Annotated in this window: 14 protein-coding genes and 1 pseudogene; 7 read left to right on the forward strand and 8 right to left on the reverse strand. The window is 44.7% G+C overall.

Annotation, left to right across the window (positions count from 1 at the left end; translation table 11 throughout):
* Positions 1 to 156 precede the first annotated feature (156 nt).
* Complete coding sequence (locus ACN222_RS07880; protein WP_010995755.1) at positions 157 to 2,643, forward strand: glucan 1,4-alpha-glucosidase; 2,487 nt, start codon at positions 157 to 159, stop codon at positions 2,641 to 2,643.
* Positions 2,644 to 2,911: 268 nt separating this feature from the next.
* Here the strand turns inward: ACN222_RS07880 and ACN222_RS07885 are convergent, their stop codons facing one another.
* Together ACN222_RS07885 and hslO are read right to left on the reverse strand one after the other, a co-directional pair.
* The gene (locus ACN222_RS07885) at positions 2,912 to 4,966 is read right to left on the reverse strand and encodes a hypothetical protein (protein ID WP_010995756.1); all 2,055 of its coding nucleotides are present in this window, start codon (positions 4,964 to 4,966) and stop codon (positions 2,912 to 2,914) included.
* 152 nt (positions 4,967 to 5,118) lie between these two features.
* Entirely contained in the window at positions 5,119 to 6,024 is a 906-nt protein-coding gene (hslO, locus tag ACN222_RS07890; RefSeq protein WP_010995757.1) for an Hsp33 family molecular chaperone HslO, read from the reverse strand.
* A 230-nt stretch (positions 6,025 to 6,254) separates the two neighbouring features.
* Here hslO and ACN222_RS07895 point away from each other — a divergent pair, with 230 nt between their 5' ends.
* Positions 6,255 to 6,641 carry a hypothetical protein gene (locus ACN222_RS07895; protein WP_010995758.1) on the forward strand — a complete coding sequence of 129 codons (387 nt, stop codon included), beginning with the start codon at positions 6,255 to 6,257 and terminating at the stop codon, positions 6,639 to 6,641.
* Between the two features lie 156 nt (positions 6,642 to 6,797).
* On the opposite strand, the gene ACN222_RS07900 is transcribed toward ACN222_RS07895, so the two are convergent.
* Together ACN222_RS07900 and hisD are read right to left on the reverse strand one after the other, a co-directional pair.
* Positions 6,798 to 7,223, reverse strand: a complete 426-nt coding sequence (locus ACN222_RS07900) for a universal stress protein (RefSeq protein ID WP_010995759.1) — start codon at positions 7,221 to 7,223, stop codon at positions 6,798 to 6,800.
* Between the two features lie 219 nt (positions 7,224 to 7,442).
* Positions 7,443 to 8,745, reverse strand: a pseudogene (gene hisD / locus ACN222_RS07905) (histidinol dehydrogenase).
* A gap of 729 nt (positions 8,746 to 9,474) precedes the next feature.
* Here hisD and rpsT point away from each other — a divergent pair.
* Positions 9,475 to 9,768, forward strand: coding sequence for a 30S ribosomal protein S20 (gene rpsT / locus ACN222_RS07910; protein ID WP_010995761.1), 294 nt, complete (start codon positions 9,475 to 9,477; stop codon positions 9,766 to 9,768).
* Positions 9,769 to 9,847: 79 nt separating this feature from the next.
* Positions 9,848 to 10,633 (forward strand): TatD family hydrolase, encoded by a 786-nt coding sequence (locus ACN222_RS07915; RefSeq protein ID WP_010995762.1) that lies wholly within the window; start codon positions 9,848 to 9,850, stop codon positions 10,631 to 10,633.
* A 546-nt stretch (positions 10,634 to 11,179) separates the two neighbouring features.
* Here the strand turns inward: ACN222_RS07915 and ACN222_RS07920 are convergent.
* The gene (locus ACN222_RS07920; protein ID WP_044521001.1) at positions 11,180 to 11,413 is read right to left on the reverse strand and encodes a hypothetical protein; all 234 of its coding nucleotides are present in this window, start codon (positions 11,411 to 11,413) and stop codon (positions 11,180 to 11,182) included.
* On the opposite strand from ACN222_RS07920, the gene rpoB reads away from it, so the two are divergent.
* From rpoB to ACN222_RS07935, 3 genes are all read left to right on the forward strand, one after another.
* Complete coding sequence (gene rpoB / locus ACN222_RS07925) at positions 11,412 to 14,765, forward strand: DNA-directed RNA polymerase subunit beta (protein WP_044521002.1); 3,354 nt, start codon at positions 11,412 to 11,414, stop codon at positions 14,763 to 14,765. The genes ACN222_RS07920 and rpoB overlap by 2 nt on opposite strands.
* A gap of 134 nt (positions 14,766 to 14,899) precedes the next feature.
* Positions 14,900 to 16,777: a DNA-directed RNA polymerase subunit gamma gene (locus tag ACN222_RS07930; protein ID WP_010995764.1), complete on the forward strand. Its 1,878-nt coding sequence runs from the start codon at positions 14,900 to 14,902 to the stop codon at positions 16,775 to 16,777.
* A 100-nt stretch (positions 16,778 to 16,877) separates the two neighbouring features.
* Positions 16,878 to 20,945, forward strand: a complete 4,068-nt coding sequence (locus ACN222_RS07935) for a DNA-directed RNA polymerase subunit beta'' (RefSeq protein WP_044521003.1) — start codon at positions 16,878 to 16,880, stop codon at positions 20,943 to 20,945.
* Between the two features lie 263 nt (positions 20,946 to 21,208).
* Here the strand turns inward: ACN222_RS07935 and ACN222_RS07940 are convergent, their stop codons facing one another.
* From ACN222_RS07940 to ACN222_RS07950, 3 genes are all read right to left on the reverse strand, one after another.
* A complete protein-coding gene (locus tag ACN222_RS07940) occupies positions 21,209 to 22,288 on the reverse strand; it encodes a fatty acid desaturase (RefSeq protein WP_010995766.1) in 1,080 nt (359 codons plus the stop codon).
* A 369-nt stretch (positions 22,289 to 22,657) separates the two neighbouring features.
* Positions 22,658 to 23,710: a fatty acid desaturase gene (locus tag ACN222_RS07945; protein ID WP_010995767.1), complete on the reverse strand. Its 1,053-nt coding sequence runs from the start codon at positions 23,708 to 23,710 to the stop codon at positions 22,658 to 22,660.
* A gap of 230 nt (positions 23,711 to 23,940) precedes the next feature.
* Positions 23,941 to 24,759 (reverse strand): acyl-CoA desaturase, encoded by an 819-nt coding sequence (locus ACN222_RS07950; RefSeq protein WP_010995768.1) that lies wholly within the window; start codon positions 24,757 to 24,759, stop codon positions 23,941 to 23,943.
* Between the last annotated feature and the right edge of the window lie 17 nt (positions 24,760 to 24,776).

Genomic DNA, 24,776 nt, shown 5'->3' on the forward strand with positions numbered 1-24,776 from the left:
GCACCTGGGTAATTTGAATGCAGATATCCCGAAATGTGCATTTCAGTCTATGTGATCCACTGGATCACAGGCAAAACCCGTACATTCACTTTCAAATTTGAATAGTCCATCAATACCAAGCTCAATTGTACTCACAAGGGAATACAACTCATCTATATGAAACGTTGGTTGTTAGTTAACTTAATTGCTCTTTGCTCGGTTTTGTTCTTAGGAACAAACGCTGCTTGGGCAGTCGGCGGTGGTATTGCACCAGGCGCACCGGGTGTTTCCTCTGTTTGGTCTTATGCTGGAAAGCAAGGCATTGGAACATCCTATGAACAGTATGTGAATAACAAATATAGCGATCGCGCTCCTACAAATGCCATCTCCAAGGTTTGGTTTTCGATTGCTCAAGGCATTGTGACGGAAACCGCTTATGGAGAAATCGATCGCGCCCAGATCAACGACTTACAATTTTTAGTCACAGGAAAAGGTTTTTTTGACGAAGAGAAGGTTGCTACCGAAAGCAAGGTGGACTATCTAGATAAAGATAGTGATGGTAGACCGCTTTCTCCCGCTTATCGTGTCATCAATACGGATAAAGAAGGCAAATACACTATTGAAAAGCACATCTTTACCGATCCTGATCACCAAACCTTGTTTACAAAAGTGATCTTTACTGCGAATGAGGATAACATTACCCCCTACATTCTCATCAATCCTCACATGAATAATACTGGCAAAGAAGATGTAGCTTTTGTCAAAAGCGATAGTCTCAATGCTAGGGAAGGAGAAATTGTTTATCTCAGTTTGAAGAGTTCATTACCTTTTGTGAAAACCTCAGCTGGATATGTAGCTCGTAGTGACGGCTATCAAGATTTAAAAGACAACGGGGTGATGGACTGGACTTATGACTACACTGATCAGAGCAAGCCGGGGAGTGTAGCTATGATAGGTCAACTGCCTGCCCTCAGTAAAGGACAAACTTCCACCTTTAATATTGCTGTAGGCTTTGGCAGCACCTATGAAGCAGCAACTGAACAAGCCGATGCTTCTTTAAAAGAAGGTTACGAAAGTCTGTTAGCAAAATACAACGGCAAAGGCAACGCTGTAGGATGGGAAGATTATCTAGCAAGTCTTAGCAATCTGCCGGCCATGATTGCCAACACTGGTGACAAGGGGAAACAGCTATATGCTAGTGCTTTCACCCTCAAAAGTATGGAAGATAAAGAAAATCCAGGGGCTTTAATTGCTTCTTTATCCGTTCCTTGGGGAGATACTGTGAACGCAGACACCTTTGCCACAGGCTATCGAGCGGTTTGGCCGAGAGACTTTTATCAAGCGGCGATGGCGTTGTTAGCTTTAGGAGATAAAGAAACTCCTTTAACGGCTTTTAAATACCTCCCACAAGTACAAGTGCAATCAGATACACTAGGTAACTCTGGGGCTACAGGCTGGTTTTTACAAAAAACTCACGTTGATGGAACCTTGGAATGGCTGGGAGTGCAGTTAGATCAAACTGCTATGCCCATTATGTTGGGTTGGAAATTGTGGAAAGCCGGAGTCTTGTCGGATGGTGAAATCACTCAGCAATATCGCACGATGTTGAAACCTGCCGCAGAATTTCTGGCTAATGGCGGTAATGTCAATATACATACCTCTAATCAAGCAAACAACCGCAAGATAAATCCACCAAGCACTCATCAAGAACGATGGGAAGAACAATCAGGATATTCCCCCTCTACAACGGCTGCGATTATTACTGGGTTAGTTGCGGCAGCTGATATTGCTGAAAATGCAGCTGATGATCCTGGTGCAGCCGCATTCTATTTCAGTAAAGCAGATGAATATCAAAAGAATGTGGATAAATTTATGTTTACCACAACTGGAGATGTTAAGAACTGTAATGGCTCTAGTGAATATCTTCTGAGAGTTACCCCTAATGCAGATCCTAACGATGGAAGTCGCATCCACGACAACAATAGTTTACTAGAAGCGGATGAACGCCAGATTTTAGATGGTGGTTTCTTGGAACTGGTACGTTATGGAGTCAGAAAAGGAGATGATGCTCACATTGCTGCCAGTGTTTGCGCCTTGGATAATATCAACCTCTCAGAAGCTTTAAGGGTTAGGTATGACATAGCTTTTGATGGTAAAAAGTATCCAGGATTCCGACGTTATGGCAATGATGGCTATGGTGAACAAATCAACGATGGTAGTAACTTTCGGGATATTGATGACGGACAGAAAAAAGATCGCAGAGGAAGGATTTGGCCGTTCTTCACTGGTGAACGTGGTCATTATGAACTTGAGTTAGCTAAAGCTAAACATGGAGGAACTATTAGCGATCAAGAGGTTGCTAAACTACGGGATACTTATGTACGAGCAATGGAATATTTTGCTAACGAAAGTCTCATGCTTCCTGAACAAGTGTGGGATGGTGTTGGTGCTAATACTGCTCATAAATACATCACTGGTGAAGGAACGAATAGCGCCACACCTTTAGCTTGGGCGCACGCCGAATATATCAAGTTAGTCAAATCTTTGACTGATAAGAATGTTTGGGATTCCTACCCCATTGTTCAGGCAAGATACCAATCTTCCGAATCTCTGAGTGCATTAAGCTCTCATCCGAATGACACGAAGATAAGTGCAAATCCTTAAGATGTAGGGGTGTAAGGATGTAGGGGTTTAGGGGTTCAATACAAAAAACCTACTCTTGAAAGCCCCTACATCCAGTTATACCAATTTGAAAAAGAATGCGACAAATAAACCATCTGTAGACAGGCGATTCATCGCGTCTTCACCCAAGGATGTGTTGCAATCATTAATTGAATTGTTATTACACTAAGGTTTCACGTTTACACGCGTCACATTCAGCATAATTTAACATCAATCCCTATCAGGGATAGCACAATAGCTTAGATCCAAACTACTGCCCATTAATAATAGTTGAAGGCTCAAATTGCTCAGGCTGAGGCTGAGGTGCAGGATTGAGAAATTGCTGCCAAATTTTAATTTGTTCCTGCGCCGCACTATAGGCAGAACTACTGCGTGGAATCAACCGAGCAGTTTCGATCGCCTTAGACATATCAGAACTACCCTCAGAACGAGCAATATCTAGTATTTGCTGACCCCATTGATCAATAGCTACATTTGCATCCATCCGCAAAATACTATTATTAGATACCTGATTGGCTATGCGTATTGCTTCCGCTAGAGCTTGTGAAGTACCAGCCGCCGCCACTTCCCTGGCGCGATTCCAGTTATCTCTGGCGCGAATTTGCGATCGCCAGTCATCAATTGCAGTTTGTGCTTCCCCAGACAGCGCCCGTCCGGAGGATGCTATGGTTTGAGCTGCATTAATCGCCGCCGATAAATCACCCCGTGCTGCAAATTCCCGTGCTTGATCTAAATAAGGCTGGTCTTGAATGCGCTGTACCTTACCTACCCAAGTTCTAATTCTTCTACGTGCTTCTGGATATAAAGCCCGACCTTGACGAATTTGACCAGCTTCCGCGATCGCTGCCTGCAAAGAGTTAACATCGTCTAACAAGGCAATTTGTTCCGCCCGATCCAAATATGGTCTATCTTCGATAGTTTCAACTTGCGACTGCCAACGGTTGATATTTTGTCTAGCTTCCGAACCACGAGGATTACCACCAGGAATCATCTGTGCTTCTGCAATCGCCGCTACTAGGTCATTGATTGTACCTTGATTCGCTAATCCCTGCGCCCTTTCTAGACGGGCAACATCTTCAATTTCCAACTGCCAACGGCTAATTAACTGTTGAGCCTGATCATAGTTTGGTCGAGACGCGTTAATTTGTTGTGCCTGACTAATTGCCGTTTCCAAACCTGCAATATTACCCAACCAAGCGTTCCTTTGAGCATCACCCAAAGCCATAAAATCTTCAACTTCCGCTTGCAATCCAGTACTTTCAGGGATTTGCCTAGCAATTTCTAAAGCTGTATCTGCATCCCGTGCATCCATCTTTGCCTGTGCCAACTCCAGCATCTTGCGTCCAAACGCGGGAATTGATTCTTGGGCTTTGCGATACAAGTAACTTTTCTGCTCAATCGACTCAGCCAGTTTAATTGCTTCTAGTAAATTATCTACAACTTTACTATTAGCCAATCTTTGGGCTTTGTCTAACTTGTCCACATCCTCCTTGGATGAGGTGATAATGTCGTTGAGTTGGTCGTATTTGGCGCTTGCCCAATATTTATTATCTACACGCAGTAATTGAGAAGCGACCATGAACGCCGATTGCCAGCGTTGTTGCCGCAGTTCCTCTTCTGCTTCCGTGTATATGCCTTGAGCTTGGTTCCAAATCGTTTGCCACTTGCTGATTTGTTCATCTACCAATTTATAAACTTTCAGGTCTTGAGGTATTTTTTTGGCTGTAGCGATCGCCTGTTCTAAATTCCCTGCCTGAAAACTCTCGTCTGCTAATTCTAAAACATCCCGCGACCAGTCTTCTAAAAACCTGTCAGCTTCGCCCCGCAGTGGGTGATCTTGTGGCAGTTGCTTGACTAAAGCGATCGCTTGCAACAAGTCATCAACCGTTTGTTTAGAAGCTGCCAATTGAGCGCAATGTATCCGCACTGAAGCACTTGCCAAAGGCCAAAACATCGCCGGACAGTTAGGCGCAGATGGCAACTTCAGCAACATTGCCATTGCCAGAAACCCGATACCACCAGGAAGGAGCGTTAACAATAAAGCCCAACCCACCCAACCCTGCATCCAGCGAGGCAACTTAACAAAACTTTTTTTCGTAATATTAGTTACTGGCGATTGCTGATTTATAGGTAATTCTTCGGTAGTATAATCTATTCGTTGCCTCACCGTATTAGCAGAACCAGGAGCCGGGACACCAAATGCTTGGGTATCACCGACTTGTGGCGATCGGGACACACCATCTATCTCATCTGGTTTTCTTCCTCTGGTTGGATGCCAACTTTCTGGGATATCCCGCTCTGTCATCTCTCACACCAAAATAGTTGAATAGCGATCTGTTTTAGAATGATAATGCTATTTTTGCCATAGTAACTTTCTCATAATTTAAAAGCTACTTGTTACATTATCTTTCCTTTAAATACCATTAATAATTAGTAGATCCAGATCCCTTTTATACATTAACCCGACACAGAAGACTCAGTTTGCAAATCCACAATTAATTGAGCGAGATGCTCACTGCTTGCTTGATAAACCCTGCCACAAAAATCGCAAGTTGCTTCAGCTCCATCATCTTTAACAATCATATCTTGTAATTCGGCTTCTCCCAACATCTTTAATGCTCCTAACACGCGATCAAATGAGCAACCGCAATGGAAGCGCAGTATTTGGCTTTCGGGAAAAATCGTCAGCCCCATATCACCCAGCAAATCATGAAAAATTTCCGGCAAAGTTTTACCTGCTTGCAACAACGGCGTAAACCCTGACAAAGCCCCCACCCGCGATTCTAGTTTTGCCACTAAAGCTTCATCTCTAGCCGCTTTCGGCAACACCTGTACCAGCAAACCGCCAGCCGCCGTTACACCACTAGCCCCAACAAACACCCCTAACATCAACGCCGAAGGTGTTTGCTCAGAAGTCACGAGGTAATGAGCCACATCATCACCAATTTCACCAGAAACCAGTTCTACCGTACTAGAGTAAGGGTAGCCATAACCAATATCTCTGACAACATAGAGATAACCATTTCCTACCGCGCCACCCACATCTAATTTACCCTTGGCATTGGGAGGCAATTCTATATGTGGATTGCCTACATAACCGCGCACCGTCCCATCCAAACCAGCATCTACCAAAATCCCAGCCAAAGGCCCATCACCCTTCACCCGGACGTTTACCCTAGAACCAACTCGTTTCATGCCAGAAGCCATTAGCAAGCCAGCCGCCATCGTCCGTCCCAGAGCAGCCGTAGCCACATAAGAAAGCTTGTGACGCTGCCGTGCTTCTTCCGTCAACCGTGTGGTAATCACACCCACTGCACGAATTCCGCCATCGGCTGCTGTGGCGCGAATTAATTGATCCGCCATGAAGAACCTTACCAATAATAATTTCTTAACAAATGCTCTGGCTGTTAAGCTAGAGGCACAAAAATAATTATCCTATTATAACAAAACTTAACTTATACAGAACTTACGCAAGCATCCACAGTTAAAGATGTTTTATGATGAGCGGCTTTGGTAATTGGTAATAGGTAATCAAGTTGTTGATCTGTGATTTAGGATGGCTATAGAAACCCATATTCATCCCGCTTTTACAAATGCTAGGTAATTTTCAACAAAGCCAACTGCGAATCGAAATTGTAGCATCAGCAAACGCCATTCATGATAGTTTGCTGCGTCCGGTACAACTAGAAAAATGGCTGATGGGACAACGCTTTGCGCCAGGAACACCAGATGAACTACACACAGGATTGCAGTTTACAACCTGGGCTGGGCCGGTAGCCATTCATCATCGAGTAGATGTAGCCAAACCCAACTGTCTGCGCTTGCTACTCAGTGGTGGTATCGATGGTTTTCATGAATGGTACTGGGGAGACGGTTGGGTACAGTCGCGTTTAGAAGGGGTGTCACTTTTACCCTTGAACTTGGGACAAACCTTGAGTTTATTAAGTTTGCGCCAGTTTTTAACAACTCAAGAAAAATAAAAACTTCTAATACTCAGTAGATAAAACTTGCTCAACGGTTAATCTCAACTCTGGAAAAGTTGGAGATTGGATAGATTCTGTACCAACAAACTCCACTGGCTTATATAAGTGGGAAGTAGGGAAAAGCCGACTTTAACTCTACTTTAACCTCTAACCTCACTTGGGCTTGACTACCAAGACTGAGCAATTAGCTTCTTCCACTACTTGATTGCTGACAGAACCTGACACAATGCGTTTCATGCCAGTTAAGCCGCGACTACCAATAATAATTAAGTCGGTTTGATAAATATTAGATAAACGAATAATCTCTTCGGCTGGGTTTCCTGTCACCAGTTCTAATTCGGTTTTAACCGATAAGTTGTCTTGATAATATTGCAATTGTTTTTCAATTTGAAAATAAGAACCTGTAGTAGATTCTGGGTGGGGAAGGTCAGCAGGTAATTCCATCTCTGAATCTGCTGTAGGAAACACATGACACAAAACTACTGTGCCGTCTGGTGACAACACTAATTCATCTAATACCTCAACTACTCTTGGGGCAATTTCTGAACCATCTAGCGCTACCAAAACATTTTTTACCACTGCTGTTGCCTCCTCCAGAGTAGACCCCTGATATAAGTAGATAGACCAAGCTACTGGCAGCTACACCTCAACAATGCCTCACATTAGGTCTAAGTTTGTATGGTGGAGTCTTCGCTATGCGAAGCTTTTTGTCCTTGAGGCGACAGCTGGCCAGAGTCTCAGTTTGCAACCACTGAGTAACTTTTGCCAAAAGTATAGGAAAAAATTAAACATTCCTCATCATTCATCTTGCTGAATTCGCCGCTTCACTGAGTCAGCGTGAGAGGGTAAGCCCTCGGCTGTGGCTAAAGCGTCAATGGCTCCAGCTACCTTGTTGAGCGCAGTTTGGGAATACTGAATAATACTGGAATGTTTGAGGAAAGTTTCTACACTTAAGGCAGAGGCATAACGGGCAGCACCAGATGTAGGTAGGGTATGGTTGGGGCCTGCTAGATAATCTCCTACGGCTTCTGGTGTGGAATAACCGAGGAATATAGCTCCTGCATGGCGAATGTTAGGTAATACAGCCCAAGGATCTTTAACTTCTAACTCTAGGTGTTCTGGTGCAAATTCATTCGAGAGTTCTGCTGCTGCATCTAGGGATTCTACCAGCACGATTAAACCGTAATGAGCGATCGCTTTTTCGGTATCTATCCGCCGTGGATGATCTACCAATTGTCTTTCCACCGCTACTTGGACATTCTTTGCCAAAGCTGGGTCTGTGGTAAACAAAATTGCCGCAGCCATTGGGTCATGTTCCGCTTGTGCCAGCATATCAGTGGCTACATGGACAGGATTTGCCCCTTCGTCGGCAATAATCAGCACTTCACTAGGACCTGCTAAGGAATCGATCCCCACATTGCCGTAAACTAGTTTTTTCGCCAAGGTGACATAGATGTTACCAGGCCCCGTAATCACATCCACCTTGGGGATTGTCTCTGTACCATAGGCCAAAGCAGCGATCGCTTGCGCCCCCCCCTACCCGATAAATTTCTTGCACCCCAACTTCTTGAGCTGCTACTAACACTGCGGGATTAATCGCTTTCTGTGCGCCTGGTGGTGTCGCAATCACTATACGCGGTACACCCGCCACCCTCGCCGGAATTGCGTTCATCAGCACTGTACTGACGTAAGCAGCACGACCACCAGGAACGTACAAACCCGCACGGTCTATGGGAGTGTAGCGTTTGCCCAGGACAATATCATCATCGCCAAAGTGTACCCAGCTTTTGGGGACTCGCTGACGATGAAAAGCTTCAATTTGGCGGCTAGCTAGCTGAATCGCCTCCAGCAGTTCCTGGGATACCTGTTGGTAAGCTGCGTCCAGTTCTGAACCTGTAACGCGCAACTCTTCAGCCTTGAGAATTTGATTGTCAAATTCGTCTGTGTAATGCAAAACAGCTTTGTCGCCTTGGCGTTTCACTGCTTGCAACACTTCACGCACAGTTGCTTCCTTGTGAAGCACCTGTTCGTCGTGAGTGCGATCGCAGATTCTTTGCAGTTCTGCTTTAACATCTGCCTGCTGAGTAATGATTCGCAGCATGGAGTAAGGACAATGCCAAAATTTAGAATATACCCGCTTGAGAATTATTTCTACTTTTTACCCCAAAGGATGCCAAGCCTTATCTAATTCTCTCTTCTAGCTTAACCTGGATTTTTTTGATACTCCCCCAAGGTATCCAGCACCTGATTTACTTGGGGAGGCAACTAAATTTCTCAGTCCGATCGCCTTTTATTGACTACGGCAGGGAATAGGAGCGCCAATCCCTCATTCCCTTAAACCTCTTCCCGGAAATTTCTGAGTCGAAAGATTGCGCTGAGGCACATCTAGTTCTCGTGTAATTAATTAGGAAAAACAGGCCCTGAAGATAATTTTTACTTATGTTTATCTTTTAGCAACTAGTCTTGGTCGTAGCATAGATATGTAATGGTGTTTATACCGCTACTCCAGGTGATTAACCATTGCCGTTTTTCATGAAACTAAATTCATTTTGGTAACGAACTAAACAACTGGTGTTCTTACTACTTGACTAAGTTTGGCAGAATTTGAGAATGGATATTTTTTGATTAGAGTACCTTATTTTAAACTGTTTTCTTCGGTTTAGCACACACTAGTGATCTTATTGTTGATTTTGTTACCCATATATGCTTACTGAGCTTCAGAAAAAACCTGACTGAAAAAATTTTCCTAAATTTTCACATTGGCAACACAGATGCTATATTAGTAAGTCTAGTAGTGTGTGTACATATAATTTTCTTTTTGGAATCGACTGTGGCCAATAATAAGTCTGCCCTTAAACGCGCCCAAATAGCAGAACGCAATCGGGTACGTAACAAAACCTACAAATCATCAGTTAAGACGCTGATGAAAAATTACCTCAGCGCTGTACAAGCCTATGCGGCTAATCCTACTCCAGAATCAAAACAGGAAGCGCAAACACGCCTAGCTGCGGCTTACAGCAGAATCGACAAAGCAGTCAAACGGGGCATACTCCATCCCAACAATGGGGCTAGGAAAAAGTCTAGACTTGCCAGCAAACTCAAACCCATCGAGCAAACAGCATAATGGTCAGTTGTCAGTGGCTAGTTGTCAGTTATTTTTTTACTACTGACGACCAATAACTGACAACTGACAACTAACAAAAATGCAGCTAATTGATACCCACGTACACCTAAATTTTGACACCTTCCAGCCAGATTTGGCAGAGGTGCGATCGCGTTGGCAAGAAGCAGGAGTTGTGCATTTAGTTCATTCCTGTGTTGAACCGGAGGAGTTTCCTAGTATTCAAGCCATCGCTCACCAATTTCCCGAACTAAGTTTTGCTGTAGGCCTGCATCCTTTAGATGCGGATAAATGGCAAAGTGACACAGGCGAGCAAATCTTATCTTTAGCTCGTTCCGATTCTAAGGTAGTGGCAATTGGCGAGACGGGGCTGGATTTCTATAAAGCCGATAACGATGAGCAACAGCGCATGGTATTTGAGGCACAATTAGCGATCGCCTCCCAACTTAACTTACCAGTAATTATTCACTGTCGGGATGCGGCGGTGGCGGTAAGAGAAGTCTTGCAAACATGGCAGGAGCGTACAGGCGCTAAAATTCGGGGTGTCATGCACTGTTGGGGCGGAACGCCGGAAGAAACCCAGTGGTTTCTCGATTTAGGCTTTTATATTAGCTTTAGCGGTACAGTTACGTTCAAAAGCGCCAAGAGTATTCAAGCCTCAGCTGCAATGGTAAAAAGCGATCGCCTACTGATTGAAACAGACTGCCCTTTTTTATCACCGGTTCCCAAACGCGGAGAAAAGCGGAATGAGCCTGCTTATGTACGCCATGTAGCCGAACAAGTAGCCGCGTTACGTGGAGAAACACTAGAGGTAATTTCTGCTCAAACTGCCCAAAATGCCTGTGAATTATTCGGTCTGGTGTTATAAAACTCACTAAGTAGAAACAAGGCAGAGTGTAGGGAGAAAAATTCTTAAATTCTGAATTGATTCTTCCCCATTCCCCGCTACCCAATCCCCGATCCCTTTTTCCCTTAGCTCTCAGTCAAAATAAATAAACCGCTAGGAGGACAAAAATATGCTAAGATTAATCCCTCCAAAACATTTTGTGTGCGTCATAATGATGAAGGAAGGAACTAATAACTCCTAAACGTGATTTTGTAAAGTTATCAACTTGACCATCCTCCTACCTCTACAAGCGGATAATCTCAACCCAAATTGAGATAAACCTTGGCTACACAACGCCTGTAATTGAACCTATAGAAAATTGTTAAAAGAAATTGCCTTGTGATTAAAACCCAGCAAAATCAGGCCGTTTTGAATCAAAACCTCCATAATGCAGCTAATTTCCTTTATTTCGAGATACCACCACGAGTATAAAAGGTATATCGGTAAGACAAAAGGTTAGAGCTGCGTCACGCGAATTAACGCGCTTTTGGGAGGGGAAGTGAGGAAAACAGATCAAATTCCAAAATATTACAAACAACTGCTGTTGGGAAATCGGCTGCGTAGCTTGATAGGGATACTCTTGACTGGCAATTGGGGGTTATTACCCCTCTTGTCAAAATCGCACTCTCCAGCTTCAATTGCTGCGTTTGCCATTGCCTGTAAATAATCAGGTGAGCATACAGGAGAAGTTCCCAAACGGCTAATGACACTAACTGTAGTGTCATCTAAAAAATTTAACCAGGTTGACAAAGGTAGAGGCATGATTAGCGAAAATTATATTGAACCCGCCTTTCTGTTGCCCGACTTGATTGAAATCCAGCGTTCAAGCTTTCGCTGGTTTTTAGAAGAAGGGCTGATCGAAGAACTTAACTCCTTTAGTCCTATTACAGACTATACAGGCAAATTAGAACTGCATTTTTTAGGACATAATTACAAACTTAAGGAGCCGAAGTACAGCGTTGAAGAAGCAAAACGCCGTGACAGTACTTATGCTGTACAAATGTATGTTCCTACCCGCCTGTTGAATAAAGAAACAGGGGACATCAAAGAACAAGAAGTATTTATCGGGGATCTACCTTTGATGACCGATCGCGGCACGTTTATTATTAACGGAGCCGAACGGGTAATTGTCAATCAAATTGTGCGATCGCCTGGAGTTTATTACAAATCAGAAATCGATAAAAACGGTCGCCGCACATATTCAGCCAGTCTCATCCCCAACCGGGGAGCATGGCTGAAATTTGAAACCGACCGGAATGATTTGGTGTGGGTACGCATAGATAAAACCCGCAAACTTTCAGCCCAAGTACTTTTAAAAGCTCTAGGCTTATCAGATAACGAAATCTTTGATGCTCTGCGCCACCCAGAGTACTTCCAGAAAACCATCGAAAAAGAAGGGCAGTTTTCCGAAGAAGAAGCTCTGATGGAGTTATATCGTAAACTGCGACCCGGTGAACCACCAACCGTACTGGGCGGGCAACAATTGTTAGACTCCCGCTTCTTTGACCCCAAACGTTATGATTTGGGTCGAGTCGGTAGATACAAACTTAACAAAAAATTGCGCTTATCAGTTCCTGACACAGTACGCGTCCTCACCTCTGGCGATATTCTGGCAGCCGTCGATTACCTGATCAACCTAGAGTATGACATCGGTAGTATTGACGACATCGACCACTTAGGTAACCGTCGGGTAAGAAGCGTCGGTGAATTGTTGCAAAACCAAGTCAGAGTAGGCTTAAACCGCCTAGAAAGAATTATTCGGGAACGGATGACCGTCTCTGACGCAGAAGTATTAACACCAGCATCCTTGGTTAACCCGAAACCATTGGTAGCCGCCATCAAAGAATTCTTTGGCTCCAGCCAATTGAGTCAGTTCATGGATCAAACTAATCCTTTGGCAGAACTGACCCACAAACGCCGTCTGTCAGCCCTTGGCCCTGGTGGTTTAACCAGAGAACGGGCAGGCTTTGCTGTGCGCGATATTCACCCCTCCCACTACGGACGGATTTGTCCCATTGAGACACCAGAAGGGCCAAACGCTGGTCTAATTGGTTCCTTGGCGACCCACGCCCGTGTTAACCAGTATGGCTTCTTAGAAACTCCATTCAGACCGGTGGAAAATGGTCGGGTGAGATTTGACCAACCCGCCGCTTACATGACCGCCGATGAAGAAGACGACCTGCGGGTAGCACCAGGCGATATTCCCGTAGACGAAAATGGCTACATTATTGGTCCCCAAGTACCAGTCCGCTATCGTCAGGAATTCTCCACCACAACGCCGGAACAAGTAGACTATGTAGCCGTATCGCCAGTACAGATTGTCTCTGTAGCTACCAGTATGATTCCCTTCTTGGAACATGATGACGCTAACCGCGCCCTCATGGGTTCCAATATGCAACGGCAAGCTGTACCTCTACTGAAACCAGAGCGTCCTTTGGTGGGAACAGGCTTAGAAGCTCAAGGTGCGAGAGACTCAGGGATGGTGATTGTCTCCCGTACTGATGGAGATGTTGTCTACGTGGATGCCACGGAAATACGTGTCCGAGTTAGTGGGCAACTACCCACAGCTAGTGGCAAAAGTACTGACAACGGACAACTGACAAGTCAGAAGGGACAAGAAATTCGCTATACCGTATCCAAGTATCAGCGTTCCAACCAAGATACCTGCCTCAACCAAAAACCCCTAGTACGGATTGGTGAGCGTGTAGTTGCTGGTCAGGTGCTAGCTGATGGCTCCTCCACGGAAGGCGGGGAATTGGCACTCGGACAAAATATCGTCGTCGCTTATATGCCTTGGGAAGGCTATAACTACGAAGACGCAATTTTAATTTCCGAACGACTGGTACAAGATGATATTTACACCTCAATTCACATCGAAAAATATGAAATTGAGGCCCGCCAGACAAAACTAGGCCCAGAAGAAATCACCAGAGAAATTCCCAACGTCGGGGAAGATGCCCTACGTCAGTTAGATGAACAGGGAATTATTCGGATTGGGGCTTGGGTGGAAGCTGGAGACATATTGGTAGGAAAAGTTACACCAAAAGGTGAGTCCGATCAGCCACCAGAAGAAAAGCTACTACGGGCGATTTTCGGGGAAAAAGCACGGGATGTGAGAGATAATTCCCTCCGTGTACCCAACGGAGAGAAAGGACGTGTCGTGGACGTGCGCTTGTTTACCCGTGAACAAGGGGACGAACTACCACCAGGAGCAAACATGGTAGTCCGGGTGTATGTAGCCCAAAAGCGGAAAATCCAAGTCGGGGACAAAATGGCAGGTCGCCACGGTAATAAAGGGATTATTTCCCGCATATTGCCCATAGAAGATATGCCTTACTTACCCGATGGCTCCCCTGTGGATATTGTCCTCAATCCCCTTGGTGTACCCAGCCGGATGAACGTGGGACAAGTATTTGAGTGTCTATTGGGTTGGGCTGGTCATACCTTGGGTGTCAGGTTTAAGATTACTCCCTTCGATGAAATGTATGGGGAAGAGTCATCTCGCCGCATCGTGCATGGCAAATTACAAGAAGCAAGGGATGAAACAGGTAAAGATTGGGTGTATAACCCAGATGACCCTGGGAAAATCATGGTGTACGACGGTCGTACAGGGGAAGCTTTTGACCGACCAGTAACTATCGGCGTAGCTTATATGCTGAAACTCGTACACCTAGTAGACGATAAGATTCACGCCCGTTCTACAGGCCCTTACTCCTTGGTGACTCAGCAACCATTGGGTGGAAAAGCCCAACAAGGTGGTCAGCGCTTCGGGGAAATGGAAGTCTGGGCATTGGAAGCCTTCGGTGCAGCTTATACCTTGCAGGAACTGCTAACTGTGAAATCAGACGATATGCAGGGACGGAACGAAGCATTAAATGCGATCGTTAAAGGCAAGGCTATTCCTCGACCGGGAACACCAGAATCCTTCAAGGTATTGATGCGAGAGCTGCAATCCTTGGGGTTAGACATTGCTGTACATAAAGTAGAAACCCAAGCTGATGGTAGTTCCCTGGATGTCGAAGTCGATTTAATGGCAGACCAATTAGCTCGCCGTACACCACCCCGACCAACCTACGAATCGCTATCCCGCGAATCCTTGGACGATGATGAATAGAGATGACTGTTAGCGCTAGCGGGGTATTTAGCCCCTGCCGAGTGCTGAGGATAAAAACTCAGTACTCATACCTGACAAATTTCTTGATTCATAACTTTTAACTGAATACTTTACTCAGAACTCAGCACTTAAGTATGAGACCCGCCCAAACTAATCAGTTTGACTACGTTAAAATCGGCTTGGCATCACCAGAACGTATTCGCCAATGGGGTGAGCGTACATTACCTAATGGTCAGGTCGTAGGTGAAGTCACCAAACCAGAAACGATTAATTACCGGACTCTCAAGCCTGAAATGGATGGCTTATTTTGTGAGCGCATTTTTGGCCCCGCGAAAGATTGGGAATGCCATTGCGGTAAGTATAAGAGAGTCCGCCATAGAGGCATTGTCTGTGAGCGTTGTGGCGTGGAAGTTACCGAGTCACGGGTACGCCGTCACCGCATGGGGTACATTAAACTCGCTGCCCCAGTAGCCCACGTTTGGTATCTCAAAGGGATTCCTAGCTATATTTCTATTCTGCTAGATATGCCTTTGCGGGATGTGGAGCAGATTGTCTATTTCAACTCTTATGTTGTTCTCAGTCCCGGTAATGCCGAAACCCTAACCTACAAGCAGCTACTGAGTGAAGATCAATGGTTAGAAATTGAAGACCAAATCTATAGTGAAGATTCTCAATTGCAAGGTGTAGAGGTAGGTATCGGTGCTGAAGCACTGTTGCGCTTGCTGGCTGATATTAATTTAGAGCAAGAAGCGGAAAGTCTACGGGAAGAAATTGGCAGTGCTAAAGGACAAAAACGAGCAAAACTTATTAAGCGCCTGCGGGTAATTGATAACTTCATCGCTACCGGTTCTAAGCCAGAGTGGATGGTGATGACAGTGATTCCTGTAATCCCTCCAGATTTGCGCCCAATGGTGCAGTTAGATGGTGGACGGTTTGCTACCAGTGACTTGAATGATTTATATCGTCGGGTAATTAACCGGAATAATCGTTTGGCACGACTGCAAGAGATTCTTGCACCGGAAATTATCGTGCGGAACGAAAAGCGGATGCTGCAAGAAGCAGTAGACGCTTTGATTGACAACGGTCGTCGGGGACGTACTGTGGTTGGGGCAAACAACCGACCCCTAAAATCTTTATCAGACATTATTGAAGGTAAGCAAGGACGTTTCCGGCAAAACTTGTTAGGTAAACGGGTTGACTACTCTGGACGTTCTGTAATTGTGGTCGGGCCAAAGCTGAAAATTCACCAGTGCGGCTTGCCCAGAGAAATGGCAATTGAACTATTCCAGCCATTTGTCATTAATCGTCTGATTCGCAGTGGCATGGTGAATAACATCAAAGCTGCGAAAAAGTTAATCTCTCGCAATGACCCCAGTGTTTGGGATGTCCTGGAAGAAGTGATTGAAGGACACCCAGTCATGCTTAACCGTGCGCCTACCCTACACCGTTTGGGTATTCAGGCTTTTGAACCAATTTTGGTGGAAGGTCGAGCCATTCAACTCCACCCCTTGGTGTGTCCTGCATTTAACGCTGACTTTGACGGCGACCAAATGGCAGTACACGTCCCCCTATCCTTGGAAAGCCAGGCAGAAGCAAGGTTGTTAATGCTTGCTTCCAACAATATCCTCTCACCAGCTACAGGTAGACCAATTATCACACCTAGCCAAGACATGGTATTGGGGGCTTATTACCTAACTGCGGAAAACCCAGGTGCTACCAAAGGTGCGGGTAAGTATTTTGCTTCTCTGGATGACGTGATTATGGCCTTCCAGCAAGAGCAAATTGACTTACACGCTTATGTCTACGTGCGGTTTGATGGTGATGTAGAATCTGACCAACCAGATACAGAACCTGTGAAGGTGACAACTAACGAAGATGGTAGCCGGACTGTACTATATAAGTACCGCCGAGTCAGGGAAGACGCTCAGGGAAATGTAATTTCTCAGTATATATACACCACTCCAGGTCGCGTTATTTACAATAAAGCGATTCAAGAAGCACTTGCCAGTTAGTTAAGAGTCCAAAGTGAATAGTCCATAGTTAATCGCAATAACTAGGGACTATTCACTAATGGCTAATGACTAATGACCAACGACAAAGGACTAATGACTAATGACTAACGAAAAGATGATTTTTCGCAATCGCGTCGTTGACAAAGGTCAACTGAGAAATTTGATTTCTTGGGCGTTTACCCATTATGGAACGGCGCGTACCGCAGTGATGGCGGATAAGTTGAAGGATTTAGGCTTTCGCTATGCTACCAGAGCCGGGGTTTCCATCAGTGTTGATGACTTGATGGTACCACCTAGCAAACGGAGTCTTTTGGAGGCTGCCGAAGAGGAAATTCGCGCTACTGAAGTCCGTTACCAACGGGGAGAAATTACGGAAGTAGAACGTTTCCAAAAGGTAATTGATACCTGGAACGGTACGAGTGAAGCTCTCAAGGACGAGGTGGTTACTCACTTCAAACAGACCAACCCACTCAACTCCGTGTACATGATGGCGTTCTCTGGCGCACGGGGTAATATCTCCCAGGTGCGTCAGTTGGTGGGGATGCGGGGATTGATGGCAGATCCTCAAGGGGAAATTATTGACTTACCCATCAAAACTAACTTCCGCGAAGGTCTGACGGTTACAGAATATATTATTTCGTCTTACGGTGCGAGAAAAGGGTTAGTAGATACAGCGTTGCGTACCGCCGACTCTGGTTATCTGACCCGTCGTTTGGTAGACGTATCCCAGGATGTAATCATTCGGGAAATTGATTGCGGGACGACCAGAGGGATTCCCGTCCGACCGATGACCGAAGGTAGCAAAACCTTGATCAAGCTATCTACACGCTTGCTAGGACGGGTGGTGGGAGAAGATGTGATCCATCCCAAAACAAAAGAAGTGATTGCCCCACGCAATACCCCCATTTCTGATGACTTAGCCAAAGAAATAGAAAAAGCTGGGGTGGCAGAAGTTGTGGTGCGATCGCCTCTTACCTGTGAAGCTGCCCGTTCTGTATGCCAGCACTGCTATGGCTGGAGTTTGGCTCACGCCAAAATGGTAGATTTAGGCGAAGCTGTCGGGATTATCGCGGCTCAAAGTATTGGGGAACCCGGAACCCAGCTCACCATGAGAACATTCCACACTGGTGGTGTGTTTACTGGGGAAGTAGCACAACAAGTCCGTTCCAAAATGGATGGAACTATCAAGCTACCCCGGAAACTGCGGACAAGAACCCATCGCACCCGCCACGGGGAAGATGCCTTGTTTGTAGAAAGCAACGGGATTATGATTCTGGAACCACGCAAGGAAGGTTCAGAAACCCCAGCACCTCAAGAAATTCATGTGACCCAAGGTTCCACAATCTATATCGTTGATGGACAACAGGTCAAAAAAGGTCAATTACTAGCAGAAGTTGCCCTCGGTGGTCGTACCACCCGGACTAATACAGAAAAAGCCGTAAAAGATGTGGCCTCTGACTTAGCCGGAGAAGTGAAGTTTGCCGAAGTTGTTCCCGAACAAAAAACCGACCGTCAAGGTAACACTACTACCACAGCCGCCAGAGGTGGTTTGATTTGGATTCTCTCTGGGGAAGTGTATAACTTGCCACCAGGTGCAGAATTGGTAGTGAAAAATGGCGATCGCGTCGAAACTAACGGTGTACTGGCAGAGACTAAGTTAACTACTATACATGGTGGTGTGGTACGTTTACCAGAAGCTACCCCTGGTAAGAGTACTAGAGAAATTGAAATCATTACTGCTTCTGTGGTCTTAGACCAAGCAACAGTCACCGTCCAGAGTTCCCAAGGTCGTAACAACTACTTAATTACCACCGGTAACAACCAAGTATTTAACCTGCGGGCAACCCCAGGCACAAAAGTGCAGAATGGTCAAGTTGTCGCTGAGTTAATTGATGACCGCTATCGCACAACCACCGGTGGTTTCCTGAAATTCGCGGGTGTAGAAGTCCAAAAGAAAGGTAAAGCCAAGCTTGGTTATGAAGTGGTACAGGGCGGTACACTGTTGTGGATTCCCGAAGAAACCCACGAAGTTAACAAAGACATCTCCTTGCTGTTGGTAGAAGACGGACAGTATGTCGAAGCTGGTACAGAAGTTGTTAAAGACATCTTCTGCCAAAACAGTGGTGTGGTAGAAGTTACCCAGAAAAATGACATTCTCCGGGAAGTGGTAGTGAAGCCAGGAGAACTGCTCATGGTAGATGATCCAGAAGCAGTAATTGGGCGAGATAATACCCTGTTACAACCTGGTGAAGAACTATTAGGGCAAGTCGCCACAGAACTGCGTTACATCCAGTATGTAGAATCGCCGGAAGGCCCAGCACTGTTGAGCCGTCCAGTGGTGGAATTCGCTGTACCCAGTAACCCTGATGTACCATCTACTACATCTGTTAGCCAACAAACAGGACGTTCGATTCAAATGCGGGCAGTACAAAGACTGCCTTACAAAGATTCAGAACGCGTCAAGTCGGTGGAAGGTGTGGAACTCCTGCGTACCCAATTAGTATTGGAAATTGAGCAGGAAGGTGAACAAGAACATAATGCTTCTCCTCTAGCGGCAGATATTGAATTAATACCTGACCTTGAGGATGCAGATGTTCAGCGCTTACAGCTAGTAATTTTGGAATCCTTAGTTTTGCGTCGTGACATCGCCGCCGATGCTACCCAAGGCAGTACCCAAACTAGCCTGGAGGTAAAAGACGGAGACACAATTGTTCCCGGTTCCGTAGTTGCACGTACCCAAATCTTGTCTAAAGAAGGTGGGATTGTCAGGGGAGTGCAGAAAGGAAGCGAAGCAGTGCGTCGTTGTTTAGTGCTGCGTCATAGCGACATGGCAACACTAAATATCAGTGCCAAGCCCAAAGTCAAAGCCGGTGATTTAATCGTCGCAGGTACAGAACTTGCCCCTGGTATCTTTGCCGAAGAATCTGGGCAAATTGTAGGGGTGAAAAATGCGGGTGAAAGCACCACCACTCAAGACGCAGCCCTTAGCACTCAGAACTATGCCGTGACTATCCGTGCTGGTCGTCCTTATCGAGTCAGCCCTGGTGCAGTATTGCAAATAGAAGATGGCGACTTGGTGCAACGGGGTGATAACTTAGTGCTGCTAGTGTTTGAACGGGCAAAAACTGGAGACATCATTCAAGGTTTGCCTCGGATTGAAGAACTACTAGAAGCCCGGAAACCCAAAGAAGCTTGTATTTTAGCAAAACGGGGTGGGGAGGTTAAGGTAGTGTACGGTGATGGTGATGAAGCGATCGCCATCAAAGTTATAGAATCCAATGGGGTAGTCACCGATTATCCTCTTGGCCCTGGGCAAAACTTAGCCATGCCCGATGGTTCCGTTGTACCAGCCGGACAACCATTGAGTGATGGGCCTTCCAATCCCCACGAAATTCTGGAAGTATTCTTCAGTCTAGGTTCGGAAGACGGGGTTTATGCTTGTGCTAGCCACGCCTTACAAAAAGTGCAAACATTCCTCGTGAATGAAGTGCAGATGGTGTATCAATCCCAAGGTATTGACATCGCCGACAAACACATTGAAGTGATTGTGCGCCAGATGACCAACAAAGTGCGGATTGATGATGGTGGTGACACCACTATGCTTCCTGGTGAGTTGGTAGAATTGCGCCAAGTCGAGCAGGTGAATGAAGCAATGGCAATTACTGGCGGAGCGAGAGCGCAATATACTCCAGTATTGTTAGGTATTACTAAAGCATCGTTGAATACAGACAGTTTCATTTCTGCCGCATCCTTCCAAGAAACAACACGGGTTCTGACCGAAGCAGCTATTGAGGGTAAATCCGACTGGTTGCGTGGTTTGAAAGAAAACGTGATTATTGGGCGATTGATCCCGGCGGGAACTGGTTACAATACCTATGATGAACCTGGGATGCTGGAAGATTATTCCACGCTGGAAACCACCAGTGTCTTGGATGAAACCGATGATCCTCTAGATATGGTATTAGATGACCGTACAGCTCGCGCCTACAATTTAGATTCTCCCGGTCTTGCGGAAACTGGATTTAATAACCGTCGCTCAATTCTCGATGATGATGAGTTGATTGCTGATGAAATCCATGACCTCGTAGAAGCGGAAGTGGAAGTAGACGATGAAGTAGATGATGATTACGAGGATGATGACGAAGACGATGACGATTACGAAGACTAAAGTCTAACAGTTATCATCTAAATTAAAAAGGCAAAAGAAGTAATTCTTTTGCCTTTATTTTATGGATTCAAGTTCAGAAAATATGGTGCTTACAGCACAACGTAGTCAACATCCTATATCAAGTTCGGGTCATTACTTATAATATGTTTGGTTTGAGTGATAATAGCTAATAGGTAATTTCTACTCTTACTTACATATCAACGATGATCAAATGCCGCAAATATTATTAGGGTTCAGACGAACATGATATTAAGTTTTTTGATCTACTTATTCACTACTTGATTGTTAGAAGTGTAGTAAACTTTCCCGCCTGTATCGGGGACAAAATGGCAACTCACGCAAGAACGCCACAATGACTTCCAAATAGGTTCTTCTGACTTGCGGTAATACTCACCCATGACTGGTTTAATTGCCTCGGTAGCCTTCAGCAAATTATAGTGAGGAATATTCAAGAAAATGTGGTGTGCTACATGAGTACCAATATCATGATGGATGTGATTGACTAAACCATAATTGCGGTCAATACTGGAAATTGCACCTTTTAGGAAAGTCCAATCTTCGCCACGATACCAGGGAAGATCAGCTTCAGTGTGGTGTAGGAATGTGACTAAATCAAGCCAAATTACAAACACTATGTATGGTGCAGCATAGTATTTTAACAACCACATCCAGCCCCATTGATAAGTTAGGAAACCTAACAAACCAACCATACAACTCCACAGTACGGTACTGGTGATAACATCCCATTTTTCTGATGGCTTGAAAAGAGAGCTACTAGGTAAAAAATGAGAGCCTTCCTTATTAGGAGAACGCTTAAACAAATACACTGGATAAGCCAGTAGAAATACGTAATAACGGCCTATCTTTTGCCCTAATGGCATTTCCTTGTATTGCGATTGAGTCACAGGATACCAGCTTTCATCATTATCGATATTGCCAGTATTTTTATGATGAGTTCTGTGACTAATACGCCAACCGTGATAAGGGACTAATATGAAGGTGTGAGTCAGATGCCCAATTAAATCATTGAGCCATTTATGCTTAGAAAAAGATTGGTGTCCGCAGTCATGTCCAACCACAAACAAAGCCCAAAACATCGTTCCTTGGATTAACCAGAAAATTGGCCAAAAATACCAAGAATCTAGGTAATGGGCGACTGCGTATAACAAACCGACAATCAGAACATCACGAAAAAAGTAGAATAGTGATTTGCTGACATTGGGTTGAAAACACTCAGCCGGAATAGCCGCTTTTAAATCCTGAAGAGTAAATGGCAGTGTAGTGGTATTCTCTGATTGGCCAAAGCTAGGAGAATTATCGGAGGGGATTGTAGTTGATTGCACTTGATTCTGTTGTGGGATATAAATCGGACTTTACTGGAAGTAGGAATGAGTAACTATGATTCGGCGATGTCTGCGAAGATAGCTCTCACACATCCAAAGAAGTGTTCAAGAGATGAAAAGACAGAATTGAGAATCCATTAATGGATAATGACCCAGGTAAGCACGCCACATCCAGCAATAGGATTTTAATGTGTGGGTTATTATTTATGATTTCTGAATTGTTATTCAAAAATTTCTGGCAATTCACATATTAATCATCAGTAAATAGTGAACTGCCAAAATTTATTGAATTTACAGAATCATAAATTATTTTTTGCCATGAGGGTTTTAAGTAAGCATCCTACTAGCTAATAGTACTGGCTAAAAAACCTATCGTCCTGCGTAATAATCTTTAAAAGGCTGATAGCCAACATCAGTTTGATACAGTTGACATTCGTCAGTAATGAGCTTCATTAAAGACCAAGAAAAGCGAAGTTCATCATGTAGATAATCACCCCAATTTTCTTGAATGCTGCTGTAAGCTAGCCGCAAATTATAAGAAGGAATAGCTGTAGAAAGGTGATGAGGAACGTGGACGTTAATATCGTGACACAACACTTCTACCCATTTGGGATAATCACAATGAATAGTCCCAAATAACTGTGCCATAGCTTCATGCCATTTGTTCTCTGCTTCAAAAGGAACATCTGGATATGTGTGGTGAACAATGGTGAAGGTACTCATCCAAAAATGATAACCAAGCCAAGGCACAAACCAAAATTTTACAAATCCCCAAATACCAGTTGTAGCGATGAGGGTGGGAAAAGCAACTGCGGCAAATAAAACTACTACAGCAACAGAAAGTTTCACATCAGCTTGGTCTTTAACTTTGAATTTCCGCCAATCGAAATGCACAACAGCCCAATGTCCAACTGAGCCTACCCACCAAAGCCTTTGACGCATAAACAACTTAAAGGCAGACTGACGAGTTTTACCCCAACTGGCAAAAACTTCTGGTCTGATAGGATGCCAAGCATTATCTTCGTCTAACTTGTTGGTGTGTTTGTGGTGATGATTATGCTTAATCCGCCAACTGTGAAAGGGATATATTAACGGCATCATAAATATATGCCCTACCAAGTCATTTACCCAACGACGTTTGGCAAATGAACGGTGTCCACAATCGTGACCAATCACAAAAAAACCTGTTAAGGCTGTACCTGTAAAAATCCAGGCAATGGGTAACAGAAACCAAGGTGCGATCGCCAAACTCCAGTAACCTAAACCCACCATCACAACACTAAGTAGTGCTTGTGTCCACGCTTTGCGACGGTTCTGCTGAAAACATTCCTTTGGCAGAGTTTTAATAATATCTTTGAGCCTTAGTTCGGGATTACTAAGCTTATTTTTTATTTCCTGATTTTTGATGATTGATGTAGTCATGAAAACCTGAATAACAACAAAACCCTCTACCAAGCCACCACAAAAGTAACTTGCCGCAAAGTACTTGAGAATTAACGTTCTGCATCATAGCAACTTCAGCTAGCCAAGCGCACCTGTAACTAATTTCCAGAAGCTATTTGAGAACTAACGAGTAGATATTTGGTTGCGAAAAAATTACTAAGTCATTAGTCATTTTTTAGACAAATAACTAATGACACATAATAAACTAATTACTGCTTTTTGTCTGCTAGTTTGACATTAGTTGCTAAACCGAGTATTTGCAGCAATTGCACTGTCATCCAAGTCAGATCAACTTCCCACCATTCCAACCCGTGACGAGCTGAATATTGAAAAGCGTGGTGGTTGTTGTGCCAACCTTCACCAAACACTAGGACAGCTACCCACCAACAGTTAGTGGATCTGTCACCAGCATCATAGGTGCGGTAGCCAAACTTATGGGTAGCGCTGTTTACCAACCAAGTACAGTGGTAAACCCAAACGATGCGAAAGAAAACTCCCCAGACCACAAAAGACCACCCGCCTAGATATAACAGCAACAACCCCAGAGCAATCTGGATAAAAATGAAATATTTCTGTAAAAACTGATAGACTGGGTCTTCGGCAATATCTTTGGTGAACCGAGGAACATCAGCGTGGGAGGGAGAGTGATAAATTAGCCAACCAATATGGCTCCACCAGAAACCTTTATTAGAATCATGGGGATCTGGATCAGTATCGGAATGTAAATGATGAATGCGATGTGTACCGACCCACTCGATTGGCCCTCCTTGACAAGCGAGAGTCCCGCAAAGCACTAGAAAATATTCCAACCACTTGGGAGTCTGAAAACTGCGGTGGGTAACAAGGCGATGAAAGCCTAAGGTAATACCCAAACCACCAGTGATCCAGTAAAGCAATAAAGCCACACCAACTGCCGCCCAGCTGAAGTTACTAGGGATAAAGGCAAACAAAGCGCCGATGTGTAGCCCAAGGAAAAATAGGGTATTTACCCAGTTGATTTGAGGTTTAGTTGAAGTAGCAATTGTCATGCAGTAACTCGAATTAA

Origin of the sequence: Anabaena sp. FACHB-595, from assembly GCF_048568275.1 — a bacterium.
Classification (GTDB): Bacteria; Cyanobacteriota; Cyanobacteriia; order Cyanobacteriales; family Nostocaceae; genus Trichormus.

Bases quoted from the DNA above. Each gene is read 5' to 3' on its own strand.
- ACN222_RS07880 (WP_010995755.1), top strand. From the start codon at position 157: ATGAAACGTTGGTTGTTAGTTAACTTAATTGCTCTTTGCTCGGTTTTG.
- ACN222_RS07885 (WP_010995756.1), bottom strand. From the start codon at position 4,966: ATGACAGAGCGGGATATCCCAGAAAGTTGGCATCCAACCAGAGGAAGA.
- hslO (WP_010995757.1), bottom strand. From the start codon at position 6,024: ATGGCGGATCAATTAATTCGCGCCACAGCAGCCGATGGCGGAATTCGT.
- ACN222_RS07895 (WP_010995758.1), top strand. From the start codon at position 6,255: ATGCTAGGTAATTTTCAACAAAGCCAACTGCGAATCGAAATTGTAGCA.
- ACN222_RS07915 (WP_010995762.1), top strand. From the start codon at position 9,848: ATGCAGCTAATTGATACCCACGTACACCTAAATTTTGACACCTTCCAG.
- rpoB (WP_044521002.1), top strand. From the start codon at position 11,412: ATGATTAGCGAAAATTATATTGAACCCGCCTTTCTGTTGCCCGACTTG.
- ACN222_RS07920 (WP_044521001.1), bottom strand. From the start codon at position 11,413: ATGCCTCTACCTTTGTCAACCTGGTTAAATTTTTTAGATGACACTACA.
- ACN222_RS07930 (WP_010995764.1), top strand. From the start codon at position 14,900: ATGAGACCCGCCCAAACTAATCAGTTTGACTACGTTAAAATCGGCTTG.
- ACN222_RS07935 (WP_044521003.1), top strand. From the start codon at position 16,878: ATGACTAACGAAAAGATGATTTTTCGCAATCGCGTCGTTGACAAAGGT.
- ACN222_RS07945 (WP_010995767.1), bottom strand. From the start codon at position 23,710: ATGACTACATCAATCATCAAAAATCAGGAAATAAAAAATAAGCTTAGT.
- ACN222_RS07950 (WP_010995768.1), bottom strand. From the start codon at position 24,759: ATGACAATTGCTACTTCAACTAAACCTCAAATCAACTGGGTAAATACC.